A 419-nucleotide genomic window follows, 5' to 3' on the forward strand; every position below is an offset into this window, starting at 1 on the left:
TCATGAGACCCTCTCTGTCGCATAGGTTCTGGCCGCGTTCACCACAGCGGTGAACAGGCGTAGGTCATCGAGGCTTTCTTCGGGGTGCCATTGCACGCCCAGCACGAATGCGTCGCCGGGCAGCGCTGGGTCACGTTCGACGGCCTCGATCACGCCGTCGCTGTCGCGGGCACTGACGACCAGGCCCTCACCGAGCCGGTCGATGGCCTGGTGGTGATAGCACTGCGCGTCGGACGTCTCGCCGATCAGATCGGCCAGTCGGGTGTCGGGCAGCGTGCGCACGGCCGAGGTGCCGAAGACCGCGTTGCCCTTCTGATGATGGGTGTGCCCGATCACGTCGGGCAGGTGCTGGTGCAGGGTGCCGCCCAGCGCCGTGTTGAGCACCTGCGCGCCCCGGCAGACACCGAGCACCGGGATAC

Annotated in this window: 1 protein-coding gene; it reads right to left on the reverse strand. The window is 67.5% G+C overall.

The genetic code is table 11. The features are described from left to right. Nucleotides 1-419 (reverse strand): gamma-glutamyl-gamma-aminobutyrate hydrolase family protein (locus RM844_RS33070; protein ID WP_311671117.1); only part of this gene is annotated, 419 nt, incomplete at its 5' end.

Origin of the sequence: Streptomyces chisholmiae, assembly GCF_031845445.1 — a bacterium.
Lineage (GTDB): Bacteria > Actinomycetota > Actinomycetes > Streptomycetales > Streptomycetaceae > Streptomyces > Streptomyces chisholmiae.